The organism is Halothermothrix orenii H 168, assembly GCF_000020485.1.
GTDB lineage: Bacteria > Bacillota > Halanaerobiia > Halanaerobiales > Halothermotrichaceae > Halothermothrix > Halothermothrix orenii.
In genome coordinates this window covers 417,163-437,120 of sequence record NC_011899.1, presented here as the reverse complement: position 1 = coordinate 437,120, position 19,958 = coordinate 417,163, and the positions used below count along the sequence as shown (strand labels likewise).

Annotated in this window: 14 protein-coding genes; 2 read left to right on the top strand and 12 right to left on the bottom strand. The window is 37.1% G+C overall.

The genetic code is table 11. The features are described from left to right. Nucleotides 1-353 precede the first annotated feature (353 nt). Complete coding sequence (locus HORE_RS02220) at nucleotides 354-3,557, bottom strand: glycosyl hydrolase (RefSeq protein WP_012635362.1); 3,204 nt, start codon at nucleotides 3,555-3,557, stop codon at nucleotides 354-356. 935 nt (nucleotides 3,558-4,492) lie between these two features. On the opposite strand from HORE_RS02220, the gene HORE_RS02215 reads away from it, so the two are divergent. After that, nucleotides 4,493-6,013: a carboxypeptidase M32 gene (locus HORE_RS02215; RefSeq protein ID WP_012635361.1), complete on the top strand. Its 1,521-nt coding sequence runs from the start codon at nucleotides 4,493-4,495 to the stop codon at nucleotides 6,011-6,013. 145 nt (nucleotides 6,014-6,158) lie between these two features. Here HORE_RS02215 and HORE_RS02210 read toward each other — a convergent pair whose 3' ends face one another. From HORE_RS02210 to HORE_RS02200, 3 genes are all read right to left on the bottom strand, one after another. Then, complete coding sequence (locus HORE_RS02210) at nucleotides 6,159-9,269, bottom strand: UvrD-helicase domain-containing protein (RefSeq protein ID WP_012635360.1); 3,111 nt, start codon at nucleotides 9,267-9,269, stop codon at nucleotides 6,159-6,161. Continuing rightward, nucleotides 9,266-11,860: a PD-(D/E)XK nuclease family protein gene (locus HORE_RS02205; protein ID WP_012635359.1), complete on the bottom strand. Its 2,595-nt coding sequence runs from the start codon at nucleotides 11,858-11,860 to the stop codon at nucleotides 9,266-9,268. Before HORE_RS02205 ends, HORE_RS02210 begins: the two co-directional genes overlap by 4 nt. A gap of 216 nt (nucleotides 11,861-12,076) precedes the next feature. Further along, on the bottom strand, nucleotides 12,077-13,012 hold the full coding sequence (locus tag HORE_RS02200; protein ID WP_012635358.1) for a radical SAM protein: 936 nt from the start codon (nucleotides 13,010-13,012) through the stop codon (nucleotides 12,077-12,079). A 266-nt stretch (nucleotides 13,013-13,278) separates the two neighbouring features. Here HORE_RS02200 and HORE_RS02195 point away from each other — a divergent pair, with 266 nt between their 5' ends. Continuing rightward, a complete protein-coding gene (locus HORE_RS02195) occupies nucleotides 13,279-14,151 on the top strand; it encodes a pyridoxamine kinase (protein ID WP_012635357.1) in 873 nt (290 codons plus the stop codon). A gap of 191 nt (nucleotides 14,152-14,342) precedes the next feature. Here the strand turns inward: HORE_RS02195 and HORE_RS12285 are convergent, their stop codons facing one another. From HORE_RS12285 to HORE_RS02155, 8 genes are all read right to left on the bottom strand, one after another. Next, entirely contained in the window at nucleotides 14,343-14,744 is a 402-nt protein-coding gene (locus tag HORE_RS12285) for a hypothetical protein (RefSeq protein ID WP_012635356.1), read from the bottom strand. Nucleotides 14,745-14,951: 207 nt separating this feature from the next. After that, the gene (locus tag HORE_RS02185; RefSeq protein ID WP_012635355.1) at nucleotides 14,952-15,476 is read right to left on the bottom strand and encodes a chromate transporter; all 525 of its coding nucleotides are present in this window, start codon (nucleotides 15,474-15,476) and stop codon (nucleotides 14,952-14,954) included. A 49-nt stretch (nucleotides 15,477-15,525) separates the two neighbouring features. Continuing rightward, complete coding sequence (locus HORE_RS02180) at nucleotides 15,526-16,125, bottom strand: chromate transporter (RefSeq protein ID WP_012635354.1); 600 nt, start codon at nucleotides 16,123-16,125, stop codon at nucleotides 15,526-15,528. A gap of 14 nt (nucleotides 16,126-16,139) precedes the next feature. After that, nucleotides 16,140-16,844 carry a GntR family transcriptional regulator gene (locus HORE_RS02175; protein WP_012635353.1) on the bottom strand — a complete coding sequence of 235 codons (705 nt, stop codon included), beginning with the start codon at nucleotides 16,842-16,844 and terminating at the stop codon, nucleotides 16,140-16,142. Nucleotides 16,845-17,136: 292 nt separating this feature from the next. Further along, nucleotides 17,137-18,015: a cation diffusion facilitator family transporter gene (locus tag HORE_RS02170; RefSeq protein WP_012635352.1), complete on the bottom strand. Its 879-nt coding sequence runs from the start codon at nucleotides 18,013-18,015 to the stop codon at nucleotides 17,137-17,139. A 119-nt stretch (nucleotides 18,016-18,134) separates the two neighbouring features. Beyond that, complete coding sequence (locus HORE_RS02165) at nucleotides 18,135-18,560, bottom strand: MarR family winged helix-turn-helix transcriptional regulator (protein WP_012635351.1); 426 nt, start codon at nucleotides 18,558-18,560, stop codon at nucleotides 18,135-18,137. Between the two features lie 121 nt (nucleotides 18,561-18,681). Beyond that, on the bottom strand, nucleotides 18,682-19,170 hold the full coding sequence (locus HORE_RS02160) for an MFS transporter (RefSeq protein WP_041605786.1): 489 nt from the start codon (nucleotides 19,168-19,170) through the stop codon (nucleotides 18,682-18,684). A gap of 59 nt (nucleotides 19,171-19,229) precedes the next feature. After that, nucleotides 19,230-19,916, bottom strand: coding sequence for an MFS transporter (locus tag HORE_RS02155; protein WP_041605783.1), 687 nt, complete (start codon nucleotides 19,914-19,916; stop codon nucleotides 19,230-19,232). Between the last annotated feature and the right edge of the window lie 42 nt (nucleotides 19,917-19,958).

The following is a 19,958-nucleotide window of genomic DNA, read 5'->3' as shown; positions in this document are numbered from 1 at the left end:
ATTGTTAGATAGTTGGTCTTTAGATTATGGGACAATTACTCTTTCGTTAGTAATTTTTTTAATAAAATACCTGTATATTGGATATTTTTCATATTACTTTACCGTAACCGATTACATTTCCTATAATAAATATTATACAATCGGTGCTAAAATTCCTCTTTTTATTTATAAGAAAATTCCATATAAATTTTTTTCAAGAATAAGTCCATTAAAAATACTCCCCCATTCGAGTAGACAGACTTATTAGACATAAATCTGCCTACCTTTAAGGGGAGCATAATAGTACTGTTCACAACTTTTTAATTCTGTTATTAGTCAACTTAGAGTTTCTTATAAATAACTATCATGAATTGTTACGGCTGATGATAGTAAAGATATTCTTCACTTAATTCCTGATCATTAAAATTAAACTGGTATTCCCATGGATTACCATCATTATCATGCATATCTGCCTTGGTATATTCCCAGCGGTCCAGACTGGAGTTATAGCTCATGTGATAACCCGGCTTTTCATGTAGTGATGTGCTGGGATCTGGCCCGATATATACAATAACCCAACCGTAGTCCTGGGTGGAAGGATCCCCTCCATCATCAACCCAGAACAGGGCTTCTGTTGGGCTGACATATTCAGCACCATGATCATCACTGCTTTCGGCCTGTGGTGTTGCTGAAAGTTCATTGGAGTAACCACTCTCACCATTATCATTATAGGCAGTCACGGCAAAATAGTAGGTTGTGTTATTGTTCAAGCCGGTTACAGTATAACTGGTTGAATTACCGACATCAATTGTCACGGAGTAACTCCCACTGCTCGTTCCATAATGAAGGTTATAACCAGTAACACCACTGACACTATCCCAGCTTAAGCTGACTTCACCATCTCCAGCAGTTGCACTGTTTAAATTTGGTTCTACCGGAGGATTATTTAATTCAGGTTGTGGTGTTGCTGAAAGTTCATTAGAATAACCACTTTCGCCTGCTGAATTAGTAGCAGTAATTACGAAATAGTAAGTCGTATCGTTGGTCAATCCAGTTACGGTATAACTGGTTATATCACTAACAGTCTGAACATTATTATACTCTCCGCTAGCTGTTCCATAGTAAACTTTATAACCAGTTGCTCCACTAACACTATTCCAATCTAAAGTTACCTGGGCGTCACCTGCAATGGCACTATTTAAAACAGGTGATGACGGGGGATTAATTACTGGAGAATCGGTAGAAACACCATAGGAATGGGGAGCAACATAGAGGTTGCCGCCATCACTAAAATTAACTGTCTTACCATTGTCTGTGGGGTTATAGGCAACATAGGTCCGAGTTCCATCTGTCTGCTGGAAGACAGCGTAAAGAGCATGGTTTGTAGCCACAACACTATGGTCTACCCTGCCTAATCTCTGTAAATTTTTAATCCAGTGATAGGTATTAGCAACGGTATTACCCTCTTCAGTCGCTGCCGTCGGCCCACTGGTAGAATTAAGTAACTGGTTTTCATAGGTAAAGAAGTCCTGCAGGGCCTGGTCAGGATCAAAAAGAGCTTCATATGCATAGAAAATAGCATCCCACTGGGCAAAGTCACTGCTACCCCGCTGATCCACCAGGAAATCAAAATATAACTGGCAATAATTGGGGTCATGTCCCAGATAGAGTGACCCGGCCTGAATTGGTAATAAAACTATACCCTGAATAGCCTCTGGTGCTGCACTAAACCAGGTAGCATAGTCCTGTTTGCAACCCCAGACCATAGCTGTCATAGGTTTACTAAATGTATCAGGATAATTTTCATTATAGATGTTAAACCAGTATTCATATATTGCATGCATTTCTGTAGTATAAAGATAAATTCCCAGTTCCTTTATCTCTGGACTATTGGTATACTCTCCCCATAGGATCAGGGCTGTCCAGGCATTCATGGCCTCGGATGATGATTCATTATTATTACCATCAGCAAAACGGGCATGACCTGAAGCCCATGAATGTCCTGCATAGATATCAAAATTCCTCAAGAATGGGAACATTGGGTCATTTCTGTCAGGACAGGCTATATCCCTGATCAGTAAATTAACCATTTCTCCATATTGGCTTTCAGAAGCCCAGGTGCGATCGGTCCGGGCTATTTCAGCAGCACCCTTTATAAAATAACCGTAATGGAAGTGGTGATCGTTAAGCTGATTAGCACTACCAAAACTAGCATCAAAACCAATCAGGGTCTTCCAGTTGTTATTATAATAAAAAATATCCCTGACATAGGCAGAACCATCATCATTGGTAGCATTAAACCAATTTTCCAGACGAGTCCTTAATTCATTTCGGAATTCACTGGCTGCAGTAGTATGATTAACCTGTTCAGCTATAGGAATAATGGTGGCCAGTTTACCGAGCCTTTTTCCTACATAGTAAGTATCTGTACTGGTAAATGGTTCGTTCCTGGCAGAATCGACATAGCTATACAACCTGTCAAGATCAGTCTGGGTTTCCAGAGGTGGAAGGGCACTCAAAACACCCGGGAATTTCATACTTGTAGTAAAAGATGTACCCTGAGCAAGTTTCATTTCACCCCGGGCAGTAGTATAGGAATAATTTTGTAAATTTCCCTGTTGCAGGTTTCTCCACTGATGAGGATAAAGCGCAAAGAGAGTACCTGTTTCACTTCCTTCATATTGGGTAACTGTATAATTGTAAGATGTAATTACTTCACTACTACTTTCCACATACTCCCACACTACTTCTGTATTAATAATATGGTTATATGCGTATTGTTCAAATAATGGTAGTAGTGTGTCCGGTTCACCAGGAGGTAAAGCTGCTACACTGAAATAGTTACTCCCACCTGGTAAATTGCAGGTAATGGTAGTAGTACCAATTCCTGACCAGGTACTACCCTCAGGGGCAAAAGCTGCATAATTTCTACCCTCTATAGAAAAACCAATTACTTTAGTGTAAGAATTATCATACCAGATTGTAGGTGGGGTGTCAAAGGTCAAAGTAGGGTTCCCACTTTCATAAATGGCATAAACATAAGGAGAACCATGTCCATAGGTCAATTTCATTGAGGCACTACCGCCCTCCATGGAAGCAGTCACAAACCAATCACTGAAGTCATGTAGATAGGCCTCCATAGTTGTTGATAAACTATTCCCCAGGACAAAATCCTGGCTATTTCCAACGGCCATAGTAGCACCATAAGCATTATCAATTACCCAGAAGTCTTCAGTTTTTGGTGCGAATAACCTCATACCTCGCGCTTCAAGTTTTATTAAGAAAGGATGGGCAGCCTGTACATAATGACCATCATCAGAAACCCCTTCCCAGACAAGACTACTCCACCAGTCATTAGTGGGAATAGGACGTCCTTCCATATTAGAAGTAATATATATATTTTCCTGGATATCGGTATTGTCCGGGTTGCTTTGATCTATACCAGAAGGAAAAACATCTACATAACTTCCGGCTCCAACTGAGACAACCCCTTCATTAGGAACTGCACCTGAAACAGTGTAAGTAAAGAGAAGGAGTACCATCAACATCATAAAAAGCAATAGCTTGTTTTTTGACATTTTTTAACCTCCTGTAAATTTTAAAAATTTTTACTCAATTTTTTACAAACCGGCCTCTAAAATAACTTAAACAATATTTTAAAAACCATAGAACTGACTATAACCATAAACCACCCCATTTCATAATTAGTAAATAATATTTCAATATGATTCCCCGTAACCGGTTTCGTTTTTTAGTGAAATTTTTATAGAATTTAATTACATAACAAATCTAGCTGTATTTATAATTATCCTTTATATGGTAAATATTTATTTAATAATATAAAAAAAAATAAGATATTTCAAGAGTAATTATTCAAATATCCCATATATAGTAATAAAGACCTATCTTATTATGATCAATACACCTGGCACTGGTCCTACCAGCTGCGGTCCTAATTTTTCTAGCCTGTTATCGACCGCATTATATTCGTAGTTTTCTGTCCTCTCGATAACATAATATATAACTGTATTAGGTTTTATTTTCTATTGTTTTATACCAGTCATATTATTCCATTATCTTAATATAGCTGTCCTTTTTCGAGTTAATATATAAATATTTCTGTTGTTAGTAAGTTGCCATCTACCCTGGCAAAGTGTTTTCCTTCTACATATATATACTCCGTAAAGGTATTATCTTCCTGCTCATAAAGGACATTGTCGTTTATATCAAAGATATAATATACAGTTGATTCTAGGTTTTTTTCTTGACACAGAGCCCTTTATAGTTATATTCATAACTGGTTACAGTTATCCCGTTCTTTTTGACTTTTATGAACCCATCAATTTCCAGTTTAATTTTTTTTTAACATTTTTATGTATTATAATAACTATAGTACCTGGATAAAACGGGCATACTATGTTAAAATTAGGTATATACTAGTTCTTAAATTTTTATAAAAGAACTTTGTTAAAATTTATAGTCAAATTACTAAGCGAAAAAATACTTAAGTGAGGTGTTCAATATCAAACAGTCAAATACTGAAAAATCGTTTCTGGAGTTTGTTCAAAAGATTAAGGCCTACGATAGTGCGCAGTCTCTCCTCTACTGGGACATGGTTACCGGAATGCCGGAAAAAGGTGTTTCTAAGAGGGCTTCTATAATCAGTCTCCTCTCAACAGAAGTCTTTAAAATGTCTACCTCTGATAAAATGAAGGAATACCTTGATAACTTTTCCCGGCAAGAGGTAAATAAAGACCTTGATCCTGTAATGAAGGGAATAGTAAGGGAATGCAAAAAAAATTATGACAGGTTCAAAAAAATACCGGAAGATAAATACCGTGACTTTGTCAGGTTAAAATCAGAAGCTGAATCTATCTGGAAAAAAGCTAAACAAAATGACGATTTCAATCTTTTCCGGCCATACCTTGAAAAAATAGTTGACTACCTCAATGAATTTATCGATATCTGGGGGTATGAGGGGAATAAATATAATACACTACTCGATCATTATGAACCAGGGGTTACTGTGGAGAAGCTGGATGATATTTTTACCGATCTCAAGGCCAGTATTGTCCCCTTACTTAAAAGGGTTAAGGATGCTCAAGATAAACCGGATGATTCCTTCCTGAAAGAATATTATGACCCTGCAACCCAGGAAAAACTATGTGAGCTACTTTTAGAAGAAATCGGTTATGATTTTAAAGCCGGCAGACTGGATGAAAGTGAGCACCCCTTTACCATTGGTATTAATAGTGGAGATGTCAGGGTAACAACCCATTATTACCCCCACAATTTAACCAGCGCCCTGTTCAGTTCACTCCACGAAGGGGGCCATGCTATATATGACCAGAATATTGATCCTGAACTCGATGAAACCCCATTACATGATGGGGCCTCTATGGGTATCCATGAGTCCCAGTCCAGGTTCTGGGAAAACATTATTGGCAGGAGCTATAACTTCTGGAAGTCTTATTATGGAAAGGTTCGGAAGCTCTTCCCTGAACAGCTTAATGATATATCCCTAGATGAATTTTACCGGGCTATAAATAAAGTTGAGCCATCAATGATCAGAGTAGAAGCCGATGAACTTACCTATAACCTTCATATCATGGTCAGGTATGAAATAGAAAAGGCTTTAATAAACCGGGAGCTTGAGGTTGCTGAACTCCCTGAAGTCTGGAATCAAAAAATGAAAGAATACCTGGGCATCGAACCAGAAAATGATAAGGAAGGGGTTCTCCAGGATGTCCACTGGTCAAATGCCCTGTTTGGTTATTTCCCCTCCTATGCCCTGGGGAATATCTATGCAGCCCAGTTTTATAACACTATTAAGAAAGAAATTAATAATTATGATGAACTGATAAGTAAGGGGCATTTCCAGCCCATCAAGGAATGGCTCGGTGACAAGATACATAAATACGGTAAACTCCTTACTCCAACAGAAATAATTAAAAAGGTCACCGGAGAAGAAATTAATTCCAGGTACCTGATTAAATACCTTGAAAATAAATATAGTAAGATATATAAACTATAGAGATATATAAACTATAGTATAATATATAAACTATAGTAAGGTACACCATAATTGACAGCAAAGAAAAGGCAGGGTAATAACCCTGCCTTTTTAGATTATACAATTGTTAAATATTACCTGTATCCAGTCCTTTTTTTACTATTTTTTACACCTCCACAAACTCAACAGATATGGAATACTCTCCCCCGGTTTTTTCTTCCAGGAGATCTTTATATTTTTCAAGCTGTGTTTTTTCCCTGGTTTCCCCGCTCTTATAATCTATAATCTTTATCTCTTTTCCCCCCTCATCTACCAGCAGTCGGTCTATCCTGTAAACCTGGTTACCATCTTTAATTTCATATTCAGTAAATACCTTCCATCTATCCTCAAAATAACCGGGGTTGTTTTTGATAAAACTTTCGACCCTTTCAAAAATCTCATCAGTCTTGACTGGTCCCAGGATATTACCATACCGGGCCAGAACCATCTTCCTGGCATAATCCCGTTCTTCCTGGCTATTATACTGGATATGCTCCAGATAATAATGGATTGCCAGCCCCTCTATCCGGTCAATCTCCATTTTTAAGTTCATATTAAGATCTTTATTATCATTAAAACTGTCGAGGAGTTCTTCCGGTAGATCACCAGGCTGAAAATATGGTTCCAGGTCAGGGAGAAGGATATTTTCCTCACCTCTATCTTTCTCTTCACTATTAAAATGACCGAGCCTCCTGCCCTCAATAAGGTCACACAGGGAATTAACCCCTGCCCCTTTAAGGATGGCCTTTTCATAAAAACTGTATTTTTTGCCTTTCCACTCTTGTCCGGGTTTATCTACCTCAAAAATTCTCGGCCCTTCAATGTATAAATAAAGGTTCTTCTCAGGCCGGGTCAGGGCTACATAAACATTATTTATTTCCTCTATTAGCTCTTTTTCTTCCTGCTCTTTATTAAAATTAAATCCCAGATACTCAAAATATCTGGTGTATCTGGAATGGGTCAGTAAATAATCTTCCAGTTCCTCAAAATTATCATCAAATCTCACGTATATTTCCATACGATTGCTCCGGCCACCTTTCCTTTTACCAGGACACCAGTAGAAAAACTCGGTTTCAAAGGAAAGGCCTTTAGACTTGTGAATGGTCATTAATTTTACAGCGTTCTCCTCCTTAACACCTACCTGTTTTAATTCATCTGAGTTTTTGTTTTCTTCAATATAATCCATAAAATCCTTGAGGCAGGAGAACTGACGCATTAATTTAAAGAAGTGGTAAATGTTTTTGAGGGCACCACTGTTATCGCCAAAGAGATCCATTAACCCTGACTTCTGTATCAGGGTATTTGTTAATTCCCTGTAATTCAGGGCCTTTAACCGCCTTATTTCAGACAGAGCCTTCTGCAGAAGAGCATTACTCAACTTTACTCCCCTTCCCCGCATAAACTTCTCAACCCTGTCCCTGTTTCTCAATAGATATTTCAACCCCTGGTTATCAAGACCGACAAGGTCACTCCTTAAAAACTTTATTAACTCCAGATAATCATTATATGTCAGATAACCAAGTAGGAAATAAAGGGGTTTTACGGCCTCATGGTTAATCAGACTATCCTTACTCTCAAGGATATAGGGAATCCCTTTTTTATCCAGTTCAGTGGCAATATCTGACAGGTCGTCGTTAGACCGGGCCAGGATACCTACCCCGCTTAAATCAGAAATATTCTTAATTCGCTCCACAATCTTTCTCTTTAAATTTACTGTAACCTTTTCGTTAAGTTCAATTATCTGCCTCTGTTTTTCTTCACTCATATTGTTAAATTTTTTACTGTTAGTTCTATTTTTTAAGCTGTCACCACCCAGCAATATTTCTATAAAACCTTCCTGTTTTTCAGGCAGATGTTTAACTTCATTATATTCCCAGTCAATCTCCAGACCTGTAAAAAAGCGATTAATAAATTTAATTATTTCTTTTTCACTCCTGTAACACACCTTCAGGGATTCACTTTCCCCATCCAGAATCTTATCAAGCCTGGAGAAAAGTTCCTTTTCTCCACCACGCCAGCCGTAGATAGACTGTTTTTCATCACCAACAGCGATCACATTTCTGCACCTGTCGATAAGGGGTTTTAGAATCTTCCACTGCAGAATACTGGTATCCTGAAATTCATCAATAAATAGGGTAGTAACCTCACTCCCCAGAAGTTCGTAAAAATAATCACTTACCTTTTTCCCATCAAGAAGATCCAGGGCCTCTTCCCTTAAATATTTATAGGTATAATTACTGATATCGGTGTGGGTAAAGGTCTTTTCCTTAAATTTAATCCGGTCATAGATCTCAAAAATCCGGGAGTAAAATTTAAACACCTCTTCTTCGTAGGGAATCATCTCTTCATTATATATATACCCGGCCATTTTTTCCAAAAACTCCCTGTACTTTACTTCAAGGTGTTCCTTAAATGGGGCCATGGCCTTCCCCCTGAGATTATTACCATTCCAGAATGATTCTTTGAAAAAGGAATCTTTATTTTTTATAATAAACTCCTTTCTGGCCTCATGGGTTTCAAGTTCCAGGTATTGACTCATCTGTCCCTGGAATGATTTTTTAAAATAATCTTTTGAAAAATCCTTTCCCTTATCCCGGGCCGCACTTTCAAGGATATTCAGGCATTCATCCAGGAGCGGAGTCAGCTGTCCGGTTTCCCTTTTTTTACGTGGTTTATGGTCAATCAATAAAAACTTCCAGCGGTTATTTAACATACTTTTTATTAAATTTATATACTCTTTAATCTTTCGCTCCGGGTTATCACTCAAGAATTTCTCCATCAGGGCAAAATCATCTGGATTATCCAGTATTTCCTTAAAAACCTTTTCCACTATTTCGGTATTTTTATCGTCCTCCACTATTTCGTATTTATAAACACCCAGATAGGGGGCAATAGCCTGTTTGAATACCCTGTTAATAAAACTATCAATTGTATAGATATGGAGTTTATCCTTATTAATTAGCATAGCCTTATATTTTTTCTGCAGGTTATCCCTGTTAAAAGATATATCATGATATATTTCCTTGAGACTATTATAGACTTTACTTTCCATACCATGTTCCAGAAGGTCTTCAATATGCTCAAAAATTCTCTCTCTGATTTCAGCGGTTGCCTTCCGGGTAAAGGTCATAACTACAATTTCATCAAAGGACTGCCCCCGGAGCAATGAATTAACATATTCTAAAGAAAGTCGATAGGTCTTCCCTGTTCCTGCACTGGCTTTCAATACTTTAATCATTCTATCACCACCCTGCAGATATCCATCCAGTTACAATCTTTACAGCGAGATTTATAAATAGTCGTATATTCCCCACCTTCAAAAAAGTTCTTTATTTCCTCACTTATTTCCCTGGCAAACTCCTCCTCAGTACCGGGAGCGCCGGCCTTAAAACTGGCTTTCATGACATTATAAAGCTCTTTAGCAACCTTTTTTTCGCTTCCATAATCAGGGGCAAGCAACAGGGAATAGAAATCAAGCTGGTCTTCCTTGCCCTGGCCTGTTTTAAAATCTATAATAAACCGGGTATCACTGGTTTCGATGATAAGATCAACCCGGCCATTTAAGAATACATCGGTAAAATCGTGGTTAAAAATGACCCGGTCTTTACTCTTTTCAGGCTGCCATTCAATTTTAATATCGACAATCTCTCCTTTAACCCTTCTTTTTAATCCCCTGAAGAAACTGATAACCGAATCACGAACTGTAGGGAGTAAAACTTTCCGGTAATATGGCAGGTAATAGTTATTAATCTGAAGCCTGTAGGAATTAAGTTTATCGACTATAACCTCTTCCACCACTTCTTTAGATACATTTAAATTACGTCCCTGACGGTTTAAAACTTCAGCAAAGACTTCATGGACAAAATTACCAAAGAGGAGGGGACTCATCTCCCGGTCAACTACCACCCTGTCTTCAGCAAGCCGGACTAACTTTTCCAGGTAAAATTTATAATAACAGTCTATCAAAGTTGTATACCTGTAATAAGACAGAGACATTTGATTTCCCGGGAAATCATCGGTTTCTATAACCAGTTTATCTTCTTTTCTGCTAACAGAAGATACCATCCCCAGTGCAGCTGGCTTTGCAGGAAATATCCTCCGGATAACAGCCGGTAGCTGCCGGGAAGTAATCTCCGCTTCTTTAAGGTCAAGTCCGTATTTTAACCTGAGTTCATCAACAAAAGAGCTGGTCGTCAGGTTGCTCTCCAGATTTTTCAGGCTGAAGATAATGGTTTTCTGGCTGTTTAAAATATGGCGGTAAAAATAATACTTCTCCCTCAATCTTAAATTATTTATTGTCTCTAAACCCAGTTCCGCCCTCTGCCTGTCGGTCAATATAAAATCATTCCCTGCCTCTGAAGGAATAACCCCCCGGGAAGCATTGAGGACTATCAGTATATCCCGGGAAAGGTGGGGAGCAGAAAACAGACTATCAAGTTTATTACCTTTATTCTGGTTGTCAATAACCGGTTTTACCTTTTTATATCGCAGGTAATTTAAAGCCATGCGGAAAAGGCCACGGGCCTTATCTTTAAAATAATGGTCCCAGGAACTAACAATCCCCATCTCTTCAAGAGAATTCAACTCTAGCAGGGCGTCAAAATACTGGGTTATATTATTACTGATCTCCCTGTCATTGAGAAAATACAGATTGAGGTTTTCCAGGTAATTACATAACTGATTTATGTTTTCTATCTGTCTTAATTTTTCTATCTCTTCGAGGACCTCTCCAAATCTCTTCAGTGATATATACCTTTTTATAAAGCCAGGATAAAAGTAGGCATATTCCTCCCGGGCCAGTTCCTGCAGGACTTTTACGGCATTTTCATTAATACTGAAGTAATCCCTGAATTCCTGGAGATAACATGCCTCCAACAGATCATTAAGCTCAACCCTTAAAAAACCATCGGTGGAATCGGCATTTTTGAGAAGGTTATATATAACCTCTAAAAACCTGTATATTTTCGTTTCCGTAAAACTTAAATCCCGGTCAATGTCTATTTTATCAGGTGATATGAGACGATGGTAGCATGTGTTATTATAATCAGCATCCAGAATGGTTATATTTCCGTTTTCTGCCTCCATTTTTGAAATCAGATTAACCATCTGGGTCAAACGTTCCCCTGTATAATACAACTCAATCTCAGAACTTAACTCTTCAGGAAGGGTTACCGATTTTAATCTCAGGGACTCTTCATCAAAGTCATCGGGGGAAAGCTGTAACACCAGATTAATTTCTTTTCCTGTTTCCTGAAGCAACTTTAACAACCTTTTTTCTTTCGGGGTAAAGTTAACAATATTAACAAAAACAAGTTCATTATATCCCTCCATAAAATGAGAACAGAAGTTATTAAAATTAAAAGCCAGGGTCCGATCCGTATAATTGAGTTCCTCTAGACGCTTTCGGTACCTTTTTCTGATTGTTTTAAAAAGATTATACTTCTTCTCCTGCCATTTCCTTAAATTATCAATATTTTTAACACCATATTCATTTAATTCATTGAAAAAATTAAAAAATTCACTGGCAAATTCAATGGCATCAAAATAGTCACTTATCTGGAGTTCCTTCTTCTCTCTTTCTGTCAGTAATTCATAGAATATTACTGCTAACTTTTCTTCCTTTAAAATGAGGCGGTCAGTCGGGAATAGTTTTTCTTTCAGGTCTGATATAGTAATAAAAATACTTCCCCGTTGTAATAATGGTTTTTTGTAATATTCCCTGGCCTTGAGCATGTTATTAGTGTTATCAAAAACATAGATTCTGGGAAGGTCATTACTGATTATTTTACTAAAAAGATCCTCGTGATAGTCTAGATAAGTAAAATTCATGGGGTTTACCCTTTCCCTCCTTTATGTAAATAAAGTGATTATATTATATATAATTCGAGTTTAAGTTACATATTCCTTTATTAGTATATTTTAACATAAGTTTAACTGATAAAGCCCCATAACAGGGGCTTTAAAAAATTTTAAATAATTTTAAATAATATATAACATAAAAAAATACATTTAGTAACTTTTCATAAAAAATTAAAATTATCCTGATTATTTTATTGTTCTAACGTAAAACTTACTCCCATTATATTCAACAACAGTAATCCTACCTTCTTCAATTAAAGAGTTAACTTCATTCCAGCTGGCGTCAGCTTTTTTAAGTAAAGCCACAATAGCTTCCTGCTTTAAGGGATGAACTGATGTAATGCTTAAAATATCTTCTTTAATATTACCGGTACTGGCAAATCCACTTCCTTCATATCCGATTAATAATTCCGGTGTCAACCCCTGGCTTTTAAAAATATTATAGGCCCGGTTAATTGATTCAGGGGTGGGGGATACAGCATATTCCTCTGCCGGAGGACGGGTCGGAATACTGATATAGGATACATCAGGTTTAATTTCATTTAAAAAAGAGGCAATAGACTTTAATTCTTCTTCACTATCATTAATACCCTTCACCAGCATTGTCTCGGTAACCATCTTTCCTGAATAATCCCGGGAAAATTCAATCATACCATTTTTGATCTTACCAGGTTCTAACCCACCATGGGGCCTGTTAATTTTATGCCAGACTTCTTCTGTATATGCATCACATTTCAGAGAAACCCAGTCTACCATCTTTAAACTTTCTTTAACCCCGGGCCGATCTATGGTTGAACTATTGGTTATTATGGCTGTATTTATGTTAAAATCCCTGACTGATTTAATAATCTCAGCCAGATTTGAAGCAAGGGTCGGTTCTCCATCAGCTATAAAGGTTAAATAATCTACCCTTTCACCCCGCTGTTCGAGTAAATCCAATTTTTGTCTGACATTTTCTTTAATTTCTTCCTTGTCGTCAACCTCAACGGGATTTATACACATTTTTTTAGTCCTTCCAACCTGACAATAAACACAGGAGTAACTACATACTTTCGGGGGAATGATGTTTATACCCAGGCTTTTACCTAATCTCCTGGAAGGAATGGGACCAAATATTTCCATATATAACATTCTCCTTTCTTCTGCTATTATTTTTTTTATCACTATCAATAAGCCAGTTCCATAATAAATAATTCTATAATTAATGTCTGAAAGTATTACCAAGTATAGTAATTAGAAACATCATAATAAAAGACTTTTCATTACATAAACGTACTGCATATTTTTTGACGAAATTACAGGATTAATCAAAGGAAAAAAACATCCTATGATGAATTATAAAGTTAACAAAAAATATAACCACAAAATATCATAAGGAGGATTTCAATATGCAACTTCCCGTACCCCGGGTCGCCGCCATACATGATTTATCAGGTTTTGGAAGGGCTTCACTAACTGTCATTATACCTATTCTCTCAACCCTTGGTATTCAGGTCTGCCCTGTTCCTACCGCTATTCTATCCACCCATACCGGAGGTTTTAAAGACTATAAATATATAGACTTAACAGAACACCTGGAGGACTATATTAACCACTGGGACAAACTAAACATTAAATTTGACGGTATCTACAGTGGGTTTCTGGGTTCTCCTGATCAGATCTCCATTGTCTCCAATTTTATTGAAAAATTCCAGGGTGATAACCAGCTGATTGTTATTGATCCGGTCATGGGAGATAATGGCCAGACTTACGGACCAATGAATGGCAGAATGATACAGGAAATGAAGGGCCTGATTTGCCAGGCTGATGTTATTACCCCCAATATGACCGAAGCTGCTTTTTTACTTGATGAAAATTATCCAGAAACCATCAGTGAAGAAAAAATCAAAACATACCTGGTTGACCTCTCACAAAAAGGCCCCCGCATAGTCATTATAACCAGTGTCCCCTTTGAGGGTATTAAAGGTAAAACCTCAGTAGTGGCCTATAACCGGGATGATGGTAGATTCTGGAAAGTAGACTGTGATTATGTTCCCACCCATTTCCCGGGTACCGGGGATGCTTTTACAAGTGTGGTAGTCGGCAGTATGCTCCAGGGGGATAGCCTCCCCCTGGCCCTGGACAGGGCTGTCCAGTTTGTATCCACCGCCATTAGAACAACCTATGGCTATAACTATGCCAACCGGGAAGGTGTAATGCTGGAACGGGTTCTGGAAAATCTTAAAGCCCCCGCCCTTTCCCATAGTTATGAAATATTTTAAAAACAGGGCCAGAATTAACTGGCCCTTCCTGTGTTTGGAGTTATAGTATAATACTTCAACAGTTATTGCAAACTTCCTTTATTTTAGAACAAATTGGCCTTTGGCCATAATCAATTAATAAGGTAAATTTCTTGATGTCATAAATTATCCACAGAAAAACTCCTGGGTATAATTTCTTAGACATTAAAAAACTATCTGTGAGCATTAGTTTTTTTGTTATAATAATTAATTTCTTTGCCTTTTATCCCTTTAAATTCCTTTAATTTTATGCTTTTCCCGGGTATTTCAGGGGGAGCAGGTGGTGGGCCCCCTCCCTCATCAGATGGCCTCTGTGGAGAGTGAACTACTGTTATACTATTTAATAAGATTTCGATCTCCTCAACCTCATCCCCCCTGGTTATCCTTTTCCTCAACTCAGCCCGGGGGACAAACACTGAAACTTCATGGGGTTTATCATATTCAAAACACCGCTCCATATATATAGACAGACCATCAAGGTTCAGGTGTATTTTATCCTGATTCCGGCAGTCATTATCACCAATAAAACATGCTATTTTATTTTTTAGCGAATTAAATATTGATAACAATCCCATTCTCAATCTCTCCCTGTTACAGCATATTCAACAATTAAATATGGTGATACAATTTATAAAACCCATAGCTCTGACAGCTATGGGTTAAACTCTAGAATTCAGTAATTAAGCTTTTATTACGAAAGTCGACACCAGCTTTACCACAAGAAAAATCATGTATGACATACACTTTTAACCAATCATCTAAATCTAATATTTCTAATAACTTTATTGATATATTATAACTCCTGTTATGCCAGCAAGCATTATAACAATAACCGGATGAATTTTTGTTTTAGCCATTATCAGAATGACACTTAAAACAATTAAGACACTGGCCACATCTCCCACACTATTTTTGCCTATTTTAAGGGCTGCAGCTATAATTAAGCCAATTACAGTAGGCCGTAAATACCTGAGAATATAAGATATATACTGAGAATTTTTTATTTTTTCAAAAAAACGGGCCACCAGTAAAATCATGAAAAAGGAAGGGGTAATAACAGCCAGGGTAGCTATCAGGGAGCCTGTTGCGGTGGATATTTTATAGCCAACAAAAGTCCCGCTATTAATTGAAACTGGACCAGGTGTCATCTGGGCAATAGCTATAATATCAAGGAATTCATCCAGATTAAGCCAGTTATTACAGGCTAATTCCTCTTGGATCAGGGATATCATTGCATAACCCCCACCAAATCCAAAAAGACCTATTTTAAAAAATGAGTAATAGAGTGCCATTAATGTTTCATACATTTTTATTACTCCTTATAATTTTTTAATATCTTAAACCCATAATAATTATTTAAGACTCCTGTATTTTAAACGATGTTGCTTCAGCCTCTTCCTGGTCATCTCTTCCGGTATTCCTCTGGTAAACCAGTAATCCAGTAACAATAGCTGTCAAGATAAGGGATACTGGGTTTATATTAAAGATAATGATAGCTACTACTGTCATTAAAAAAGTACAAAGCAAAAACTTTGACCAGTCAATATGCCTGGCCAAATCCAGCCCGGCATATATTATTAATCCGACAACAGCAGGCCTGATACCTTTAAACATATTTTTAACAACCTGGTTATTATTAAATTTACTGAACCCCATGGCAATTATAAGGACTATTACAAAAGACGGTAAAGCTGTCCCTGTTGCAGCAACTATAGCCCCGGGAATCCCGGCCAGATTATAACCAAAAAAGGTAGCAAGGTTAATGGCAACAGCTCCTGGCACTGACTGGGTAATAGAAATAGCATCAATAAACTTTTCTTTCTCTATCCACCCATGTTTACGGACTATCTCTTTTTCCATCAGGGGAATCATGGCAAAACCACCCCCGAAGGTAAATAAACCTATTTTTAAAAAAACGAAAAATAGCTTTACCAGGTTTTTCAAAGATTTTTTCATAGGTTATTTGCCTCTTATAAAGTCATTTCTACAGAAAACCGGAAGTGGTCACCCCTGATCAAACTTTCCCTTACTTCAAGTAGTTTCTCATTAGAATCATAGGTATATCTAAGGGTTTGAAATAGAGGGGTATTCTGTTTGATATTCAATAATTTCTGGTCTTCCAGTGATGGTAATACTGGTTCCAGATATTCTTTAGCTTTTACAATATGAACACCATTTTCTTTTAATAAATTATATAGTGAATTCTGTTTAAGGTCTTCTTCTTTAAATTCTGGCATAACCTTTACAGGAATATATGAAGTCTCTAAAATTAATGGGATTTCATTCATAAACCTTAACCGGGTAATCTCCCATAATTCGGTATTAATGAACTCATTAATATTTTTTAGACCCCTGATTTTATTATAGGAAAGCAACCTTGTTTCCGGGTTCTGCACTTTCCAGGCAATATCACGTCCAAAACTATAAAAAGTTAACAGGCTCTGTTCCCAGTGAAGTAACTTAACCCGATAACCTTTACCCTGGTGGCTTTCAATGGTCCCTCTTTCTTTTAAAATATTTAAGGCCTTTCTAATTGTAGTCCTGGTAACTTCAAACTCCCTGGCTAACTGATTTTCTGAAGGAAGGTAACTACCCGACTTATATTCGCCTTCATGTATCCTATTGGTAATTTCAGCTGCTATCGTTTTATAGGTTGGTAAAACCGGTTTACCCATCTAACAAAATTCCTCCCCTATTAGATCATTACTAAGACAATAATTATGATTTATTATCCTTTAAAATATTTACTTTTTAATGGTAATCATGAGTTTTGAGACCATGAAAACAAACTATTAAAGCCCCCTGGTATGAGAACCTTTTACGGAATTTGAAATTTTTATTATCCACAGGGCCGATGCAAACTTGTATAGATAAGTATCTTGTATATACAAGTATAATATTTTAATAACGACTTGTCAACTACCCATGTACAAAATTGCTTAAAAAAAAACCCTTACAGGGAAGGAACTATCCTTCCTGCCAGGGGTCAACATGAACCAGAACATCCTCCACATTAGAATCACTATTCAGTAATTCGTTTTTAATATTTGCTGCCACCTGATGTCCCTCAATTACTTTTAAGTTTTTATCAACAGCAACAGTCAGGTCCACAATAAGGTGGGGGCCATAGGAGCGAATCTTTATATCACCTATATCTTTTACTCCACTGACATTCTCTGCTATTTTTCTGATTTTAACTATCTTATCTTCATCAGGAATTCCATCCATTAGCTCATGAACAGCTTCTTTTATAATTTCTATACTGATTTTAATAATAAGGAGGGCTACTATCAAACCGGCCAGGGGGTCGAGGAACGGATATCCAAGTCGGGCCCCGGCAATACCTGCAAGGGCAGCCACAGAAGACAGGGCATCTGACCGGTGGTGGTGGGCATCGGCAACCAAACCTTTACTGTTTATTTTCTTACCAATCTTAACCGTGTACTGATACAGGGCTTCTTTACTTATAATTGAAATTAAGGCTATCCACAGGGTAATCTGCCCGGGAACAGTTATTTCACCTGTTATCATATTTCCAGCCGTATCTTTTATTAAAGTTAAACCCGTAATTAACAGCATAAGACCAAGGAGAGCAGTCCCTATTTGTTCCGCTTTTCCATGACCGTAGGGGTGTCTTTCATCTGCTGGATTCTGGGAAAACTTAATACTTATTAAGACCACAACCGTTGAGGCAATATCGGAAACAGAATGTACCCCATCAGCCAGTAATGCTTTACTGGCAAAACTGATACCTATAAATATTTTTGCTACTGATAATATTATATTGATAACAATACTAATAAAGCTGACCTTCCTGGTTTCTCTATATCTCTCTTCCTCCATCATAAAAACACTCCTTTTTTTACATGGATATATTAACCCTTATAGTGGATATATTAACTCTTATATAATATATGCATATATTAGTTAGTTTGATATAACTAACTATATTAATAAATTTTTTTCTACTCACATTTAACAACCTTTTTAAATATGGTCACTAGCTGATTAAGTTCCTCATCATTGAGGCACTTCATAAACTGCCGCGCAAAGTCCCGGTGTGCTTTATCATGAACGTCGACCACCCTTTCCCCCATTTCAGTCAGTAACAGGTGGTATACCCTCCGGTCTTCAGCAGACTGTACTTTTTTAACATAACCCTGATTTATCAATTTATTTACCGCAAGGGTTACAGTGGGTTTGGTTACCCCCATTTCTTCAGCCAGGTCTGTAAAAGTCGGTTTTTTATATTTTTTTATAACATCAAGATAATGTAATTGCTTAACCGTTAAGTCTGCCAGTTCATCACTATTAAGGGCTCTATCCTCAAACTCTCCCATCATAGCAGAAAGCTTCTCAATTACCTCAATTAAAGAATCCTGTGTTCCCATTTGAACTGTCCTCCCTGGCTTATCATATTAGTTAATATATTTTCATTAGTTAGTTTATATTAACTAATTATAACTAATAAATACATATAAGTCAAACAAATGATATAGTATCCACTCTGATTTATTTTGGTGATGGCCCCTTCACCATTTTATATGCTATAAACATAACAAGTGATACAATAATAAATGTTATATAAAAACCAACCAGATCAATAAATACACCCCCGAAGACTGGCATAAGAACAATCAAAAAATTAAGAGTACCCCTTACCCCCAAATAAACAGTTCTCTTTCCCTCAGGAGCTATTTCCAGTAAGTAAGGGTCAAAGCCGATTCGACGGCCACTTTTTATAAAACCTATTAGAATAAATACAATAACAAATACATCCGGTCCATAAAAAGAAGTTAAAATGGCCACCACGGGAATTAATCCACCCAGTAGTATACAGGTACGGACTACCATCAAAGAACCAGCTTTTCTGGAAAGATAATCCCAGATTATGTTGGAAATAATGGTACCCCCAATCTGAAAAAGTAAATACCGCCCTATATATGATTCACCAATTTCAAATACCTCTCTGGCAAATACAATATAAAATGGAAGGGCCATTAGACTAAGGCTGGTCAGATTCTCTACAGTAATAAAGCGGAAAAATCTTTTATCTTCTTTTAAGATAACAGGAACCTTTTTAAAAAGAATCTTAAAGATTCCCTTTTTTTATCACCAATCTCTGATGGTGGCTCTTTAATTAACCAGAATGCCAGGGCAGCAATAAATAAACCGATAAATCCTACTATTAAACTGTAGGTATAGTTGAGCGGAAATTCTTCTATACTAAAGATTCTGGCTACAATGGAACCACCAAATAAGGCCGCCAGGCTACTGAAAAATTGTTTGATGGCATAAACCCGGCCTCTCTCCTCTTTTCTAAATAATTTCCCGATAATGTCCGTAAAAGCAAGTCCAGCAAAGCCACCGCTTATCGAAAAGAGAAATACCCAGAAAAAGAAACTGAATATTACCAGGGCTGGATTTGAACGGCCAAAAATATATGTAAAGACTGCCATACCCAGAAATGAGAAACTCCTGACATAGATTCCGATCAGGAGGAATTTCTTTTTAAAGGGGTAATATTGCATGAAATGACTAAAGATGATATTAAAAACCAGGGGGGCTCCCAGCATAATCGAATACAACAGGCCAAAAACAACTTTTACTTCTGTCAATTCTGTTATAAGGGACGGAAAGACAGTATTGAAATCTATCATAGACATGGTCAGGGATAGAAAAAAACCATGCCAGGCAAATATTAATACCTTTTTATAAAATTTATTTTTCCTGAATCTCTTTTCCATTTCTTTATCATCCTTTACACACATTTAAATTTCGTTTTGAGC

Bases quoted from the DNA above. Each gene is read 5' to 3' on its own strand.
- HORE_RS12285 (WP_012635356.1), bottom strand. From the start codon at position 14,744: ATGGGATTGTTATCAATATTTAATTCGCTAAAAAATAAAATAGCATGT.
- HORE_RS02160 (WP_041605786.1), bottom strand. From the start codon at position 19,170: ATGGCCCTTCCATTTTATATTGTATTTGCCAGAGAGGTATTTGAAATT.
- HORE_RS02185 (WP_012635355.1), bottom strand. From the start codon at position 15,476: ATGTATGAAACATTAATGGCACTCTATTACTCATTTTTTAAAATAGGT.
- HORE_RS02220 (WP_012635362.1), bottom strand. From the start codon at position 3,557: ATGTCAAAAAACAAGCTATTGCTTTTTATGATGTTGATGGTACTCCTT.
- HORE_RS02205 (WP_012635359.1), bottom strand. From the start codon at position 11,860: ATGAATTTTACTTATCTAGACTATCACGAGGATCTTTTTAGTAAAATA.
- HORE_RS02200 (WP_012635358.1), bottom strand. From the start codon at position 13,012: ATGGAAATATTTGGTCCCATTCCTTCCAGGAGATTAGGTAAAAGCCTG.
- HORE_RS02165 (WP_012635351.1), bottom strand. From the start codon at position 18,560: ATGGGAACACAGGATTCTTTAATTGAGGTAATTGAGAAGCTTTCTGCT.
- HORE_RS02210 (WP_012635360.1), bottom strand. From the start codon at position 9,269: ATGATTAAAGTATTGAAAGCCAGTGCAGGAACAGGGAAGACCTATCGA.
- HORE_RS02180 (WP_012635354.1), bottom strand. From the start codon at position 16,125: ATGAAAAAATCTTTGAAAAACCTGGTAAAGCTATTTTTCGTTTTTTTA.
- HORE_RS02195 (WP_012635357.1), top strand. From the start codon at position 13,279: ATGCAACTTCCCGTACCCCGGGTCGCCGCCATACATGATTTATCAGGT.
- HORE_RS02155 (WP_041605783.1), bottom strand. From the start codon at position 19,916: ATGGAAAAGAGATTCAGGAAAAATAAATTTTATAAAAAGGTATTAATA.
- HORE_RS02175 (WP_012635353.1), bottom strand. From the start codon at position 16,844: ATGGGTAAACCGGTTTTACCAACCTATAAAACGATAGCAGCTGAAATT.
- HORE_RS02170 (WP_012635352.1), bottom strand. From the start codon at position 18,015: ATGATGGAGGAAGAGAGATATAGAGAAACCAGGAAGGTCAGCTTTATT.